1 protein-coding gene is annotated in these 1,087 nt (G+C 70.5%); it reads left to right on the plus strand.

The window, feature by feature from the left end:
• Nucleotides 1-35: 35 nt before the first annotated feature.
• Nucleotides 36-914, plus strand: coding sequence for an oxidoreductase (locus EU811_RS23060; RefSeq protein ID WP_142940566.1), 879 nt, complete (start codon nt 36-38; stop codon nt 912-914).
• Nucleotides 915-1,087 lie beyond the last annotated feature (173 nt).

Consider the following 1,087-nt stretch of genomic DNA (forward strand, 5'->3'; position numbering starts at 1 on the left):
CAGAACAGCCATGGATACGCAGTGAAAGGCACACCATGACGGACGCAACCGGCACCGTTTCCGGCGGAACCCTGACCCTGGCGGACGATCTGACGATCACCCGCATGGGATACGGAGCCATGCAGCTGGCGGGCCCCAACGTCTTCGGGCCGCCCAAGGACCGGGACGAGGCCGTCGCGGTCCTGCGGGAGGCCGTCGAGCGGGGCATCACCCACATCGACACCAGCGACTTCTACGGGCCCGTCGTCGTCAACGAGATCAACAAGGAGGCCCTGTACCCCTACCCCGCCGACCTGCGCATCGTCACCAAGGTCGGCGCCCGCCGCGGCGACGACGGCAGCTGGATCCTGTCGCGGGACCCCGAGGACCTCAAGGCCCAGGTCCACGAGAACCTCCAGCACCTCGGAGTGGACGCCCTCGACGTGGTGAACCTGCGCGTCGGCTCCAACGACGGGGGAACGGACGAGGAGCCGCTGAGCGAGCAGTTCGGCGCCCTGGCGGAGCTGCGGAAGGAGGGCCTGATCCGCCACCTCGGTGTCAGTGCCGTCTCAGACGCCCAGCTGACCGAGGCCCAGGCCATCGCCCCGGTCGTCACGGTGCAGAACCTCTACAACCTGGCCAACCGCCAGGACGACGCCCTCGTCGAGCGGTGCGCGGCGGAGAACATCGCGTTCGCCGCGTTCTTCCCGCTCGGCGGCTTCAGCCCGCTGCAGTCGCAGACGCTGACCGACGTGGCCGCCCGCCTGGACGCCTCACCCCAGCAGGTGGCCCTGGCCTGGCTGCTCCAGCGCTCCGCGACCACGGTTCTGATCCCGGGTACGTCTTCGCGGGCCCACCTGCGCGACAACATCGCGGCGGCGGAACTGGCCCTGCCGGCCGCGGAGATCGAGGAGCTCGACGGGATCGGCCGCTGATCAAGGCCCGCGGCAAGCCCAGTCGCCTTTAGGGGCGCCCACACCCGCGGTCTCCCGGTGGAGGAGCTCCACCTCAACAGCCGCCACCTCGCGCCCGGCGGAGCCCCTCGTGCGCCACAGCCAAGCGATGTCCCGCCCGAACGACCACGTCAGCAGGCCGAGGGCGAGGGCGA

Source organism: Arthrobacter sp. TS-15 (assembly GCF_006964045.1).
Taxonomy (GTDB): Bacteria; Actinomycetota; Actinomycetes; order Actinomycetales; family Micrococcaceae; genus Arthrobacter.

What these genes read in the sequence shown, in the direction of transcription:
- EU811_RS23060 (WP_142940566.1), top strand. Translation starts at nt 36, where the DNA reads ATGACGGACGCAACCGGCACCGTTTCCGGCGGAACCCTGACCCTGGCG.